We start from the raw sequence: 4,349 nt of genomic DNA on the forward strand, positions 1-4,349 counted from the left end.
GTTTGAGCAGGCCGCATAACCTTAACACAGCGCCCACTATTTCTGGGGAAGTCCATGGTGAGGATGCGAGGAAAATAACTAAATAACAGGTTCAAAATAACACACACATGAGCAAAAAGAAATCAGTTAGTTTCTTCAAAGGGTATTCATATTCGTTTGAAGACAACGGAAGGAATATTGTGATTTGGTGTAGTTCTTTTTCCGGTTTAGAAAAAGTCTTTGTAGATGGTACTTTGGTTTCGTCTAAAAGAAATATCTCTACACAATCATCTAACAAATTTCATATTGGAGAAGACTGTTACTCCACTACTTTGAAGGTCGTCAGCCTTTTCAAGGGGCCTTTTCAATGCACGTTAAGCAAAAATGGAAAGGATATTAAACGCCAAAAGCTTGTTATCCCTTCATTAAAGGATAACTCGGGAAAACTTTCACATTGGTTTCGGTTACTATTTTACTTAGTATTTTACGTCACGCTTTTTCTAGCTTTTGCAGTGGCAAAGGTGTATTGGCATCTGCCACAAGAGTCAGATATCTTTTTTTTATTTTTTTTAGTCGTTGTGGCATTCATCTTCCTCTCTTACAGAATAGGGAAAGATGGTTCGAAGATCGAAATAATAGACGAAGAAATTATGTAACAAATCCAGTCAACAGAAACTCTCTACTAATTTCAGGGTTATTTGAGAGAATAAAATCACTGTTAATATCCAGTAGGCGCTACGTTTTCTGACCGGTGTTTACAGTCTTCTTATGACACGAGTAGCGGTGGAGGGATTCGAACCCCCGACACGCGGATTATGATTTCGTTGCATGTGTTTCGGAATGATCCTGATCTGTTGCTACGGCAAAGAATCTTCCGATGGGGCTCAACAGCAGCGCGGGCAACACAATCAGGTCTCCCAGTAATGCCATGAACAGCAGGCCGAACATCATCCAGGCAAAGCGTGAAGTGGGGACAAAATTGCTCATCGCGAAAACCAGCAGGCCCAGGCCACAGATCAGAGAGGTCTGGATCATGGCCTTGCCACAATGGCGATAGGCGTGCAGGACGGAATCGACGGCACTATATCCCGCATCGAGGCGCCGCCGAAAAAACGTCAGATAATGCAGTGTGTCATCAACGGCAATTCCCAAAGCCACACTGGCCGTCATCACCGAACCGATATCAACCGAGACGGAGAACCAGCCCAGGAGACCGAAGATCATCAGCGGAGGAAAAACATTCGAAACCATCGAAACCATGCCGGCGATGATGCCGCCCTGCACGATGGTCATCACGACGGCGATGATCACAAAGGCAAACAGAAAACTCTTGAAGAGATCGGTCATCAACTGGCGTTGGATTTCGTGCACTAAAGGCATGATGCCTGTCTGCTGAGTCGAGATGCCGGGGGGAATGTTCTCGTGTGAGCCACGAATCGACGTTTCTACTTTATTTCCGATCAAAGCCAGATACGCATTGTAATCTGCGTCGTTCAATGAGCTGACATACGTCGTAATTCGAAACAGATTGTTTCCCTCCTGTTCCTTCAGATAACCTGCGTTGACAAACTGTGATTTCATGCCCAGCAGGATTTCGTTGACGCGATATTGAAACAGCTCGTCCGAAAGGTTTTCGGGTCGAGGGAACCGGGGGGCAAACGTCATTGTGGAAATGGTTCGGTTCACGGTTCTGGTTTTTCTGAGTTCCTGTTCCACGTGCCAGACCATCAGTAACTGTTCTCGAAACGACAGTTGGGATTCCGGAGTGCAGGTTAAAACCACCTCGATGGGAACCAGAGAGCCAACATGGTCTTCCAGCCAATGGTAGTCCTGAAGAATTTTACTCTGTTCGGGAAACAGCGTTTCGATGCGTACCGAAGTGTTGATCATGGAAATGCCATAACCGGCGGCTGCCATTGAGATCAGAGAAATACAGGCGACAGACATGTGATTTTTATTTAAAACAACGGTCAGGTAATACCAGAGATCATGCCGCACCATCAGGGAGTTATCAGCATCCGTTTTATTCGGGGCGGGTCTTTTGAGCGGCCAGGCAGTAAAAACGCCCGGAATGAGACTCAGCAGTAATCCGGTCGTGATCAGAACCCCACAGGCGGCGTATCCACCAAACAGTCGAATCGGGGTCAATCCGCTTACTAATAATGATGCGAGTCCAATGGCTGTCGTTCCGGCAGAGAGCAGGCAGGGTAACCAGCCGATTTGAATCGCATGGACGGCGGGTTGTGAGATACTGGGGTCTTTGACCGCATCGAAATAGTAGTTCACCAGATGAATGCCACCGGCCACCGCCAGAACCTGAATCAGGGGGGGCATGACAATCAGGAGTGCGGTGATGCTTTCACCGCTGTAATGGATGATGGCTAATGTGATTCCCTGCGCCAGTAGCGAGAGACCGAATACCAGCAGCGCCGCCCGAAAAGAGCGCAGGCAGATCCAGCAGATCAGCAGGACAATCACCGTAGAAGGGAGTACAAACCGGTCCAGTGAATCTTTACTGGCGATATCAATTTCCAGACCATCAATGATGGGCCCTGCCATATACCATTGATTGGCCTCCAGTTGGCAGTGTGTTTGCAATGCGGAACGAATTGACTCGACCAGTGCCTTTCTTTTCTGCAATCCAGCCGGTGTGAAACTGACAATGATACAGGTGGTTTTGGCATCTTTTCCGATGAATATACCATGCAACCTGCTGTGAACTTCTGCATTCGTCAGTCCCATCTCGGGAGCACTTAATGCACGATACATCTCGCGTCCCGAAATGACGCGTTCAAAGTACCACTCCCGCTGCTCATCCTGAAAATCGGCGTCGGTTCGCAGTGCATTGACGAAACGGTCCAGATCGGGATTGTCAATTGTGCATCCGGACCAGCTGATGATGACGGTATCGCTGTTCCCAAACAGTTGACAGAACTGATCGTAGTCATGACGTGCCGGGAACGAGCCGCTGACCCAGTCGAGGGGAGAGTTTACCTTGGTCTGCATCGCCTGCGAGGCTCCATAACCAATAAATGGCAGCAGGAGGAGCAGGTAAATCACTAACAACCAGAATCGTCTTTGATTAATCGACATACTGATTGAACTTTGAGATAGCTTGAAAGAAGAGCATAAAGGATCGATTTTTTAATGAGTCGCGTTTCCGTTCCTCAGGCACTGATTTTTTCCCGAGTTCTGACGCGTTCCGAAGTTTTGACGGGAGCCTGATTCGTTTTACGCTTTCCCAGGGGGCCGAAAAAAATGAAAGGATATCCGGGAACTTTCGACTGGTAGTCTGAATACGGTTTTCCGATATAAAAAATGAGTCGTTCATCTTTCAGGTAACTCCCCAGAAAAATATATGCAGTCCAGATTCCGGTCAGAATCGCTCTGTCGAGTGTCATCAGGGGGGTGAACCAGAGTAACCCCATAAAGCTCAAATAGACCGGATGCCTCATGCAGCAGTACAGGCTGCGCGGATTGAACTCTCGTTTGGGCAGAGGTTTTCTCTGCAGCCAGAACCACCACTGAGTCAAACCGGTCTGATATCCTAATCCTGTCAGATTGAGACTATACAGTAACGTCAGCCAGGAGCCGTAGAATCCAGCGGACATCAGCCAGCCTCCCGCACCCTCGAAGTGCCAGAGTTCTATCGGACTGCTGCGCCAGCAGAACGCGGTGAGTAAAATTCCCAGGCATGTTTGTAGACAAAAAAGAGATCCGTAAAAGGGAGCAGGCAGCCAGCCTGTAATCAGGCTGCGGATTTTGGGGTAGAGTAACAGACTATGTCCGACGGCAAACTGGAGTGCCAGTAAGGCATCAATCCAGAGTAACCCGGCGGTATGATTCCGATAGCCCTCTTTCAGAAACCAGAACAGATGCCATACCGTGAACACGAACAGTAACTGAGTGGCCAGACCAAATGTGATACCAACGAAACGTCGCATCCCTGCTTCCTCGTAATCGTCGCTTCAATAAAAATTATAAAGGTTTTCGGGCAATGAAGCATCCATACTGCATTGCACCGGTTTCGTAAGCTTTCAGAATCGTTTCAAATCGATCCAGGAACATGACCGTGTTGCGATCAATCAAACGTGCCAGCCAGCGGACCCCCGTTTTTTGCACGCGTTGCTGACAGATTTTCCAGGTCTGAGAGACCCGGTTTGTCCAGTTGTGATAACCTTGGAATTCCAGTCCCGCGTTTTCCATCCAGGATTGATAATCTTCCGCGCTGCCCAGAGAAGGGCAGAAAAAACCTTCGCAGACATCATACACCTGTTGGACGGCGTCTTCATTTTCCAGGTGATCACCGGCGAGCCACGCACAAATTGCCATGCGACCGCCGGGACGTAACCACGAAGCGGCTTTGTGGA

General features: G+C 48.4%; 3 protein-coding genes and 1 pseudogene. 1 reads left to right on the plus strand and 3 read right to left on the minus strand.

Annotated features, from left to right (window positions below; genetic code table 11):
• Positions 1-107 precede the first annotated feature (107 nt).
• Positions 108-635: a hypothetical protein gene (locus tag Q0294_RS03765; protein ID WP_299461072.1), complete on the plus strand. Its 528-nt coding sequence runs from the start codon at positions 108-110 to the stop codon at positions 633-635.
• A 157-nt stretch (positions 636-792) separates the two neighbouring features.
• Here Q0294_RS03765 and Q0294_RS03770 read toward each other — a convergent pair whose 3' ends face one another.
• The 3 genes and pseudogenes from Q0294_RS03770 to Q0294_RS03780 form a co-directional block, all read right to left on the minus strand.
• Positions 793-3,072: an MMPL family transporter gene (locus Q0294_RS03770; RefSeq protein ID WP_299461074.1), complete on the minus strand. Its 2,280-nt coding sequence runs from the start codon at positions 3,070-3,072 to the stop codon at positions 793-795.
• 74 nt (positions 3,073-3,146) lie between these two features.
• Complete coding sequence (locus Q0294_RS03775) at positions 3,147-3,923, minus strand: hypothetical protein (RefSeq protein WP_299461076.1); 777 nt, start codon at positions 3,921-3,923, stop codon at positions 3,147-3,149.
• 34 nt (positions 3,924-3,957) lie between these two features.
• A pseudogene (locus tag Q0294_RS03780) lies at positions 3,958-4,349 on the minus strand (hypothetical protein); the annotation flags it as partial.

The sequence above is a fragment of the uncultured Gimesia sp. genome (assembly GCF_937919775.1).
In the GTDB taxonomy this organism is placed as follows: Bacteria; Planctomycetota; Planctomycetia; order Planctomycetales; family Planctomycetaceae; genus Gimesia.

Coding starts and splice junctions, on each gene's coding strand:
- Q0294_RS03770 (WP_299461074.1), bottom strand. CDS start 3,072: ATGTCGATTAATCAAAGACGATTCTGGTTGTTAGTGATTTACCTGCTC.
- Q0294_RS03775 (WP_299461076.1), bottom strand. CDS start 3,923: ATGCGACGTTTCGTTGGTATCACATTTGGTCTGGCCACTCAGTTACTG.
- Q0294_RS03765 (WP_299461072.1), top strand. CDS start 108: ATGAGCAAAAAGAAATCAGTTAGTTTCTTCAAAGGGTATTCATATTCG.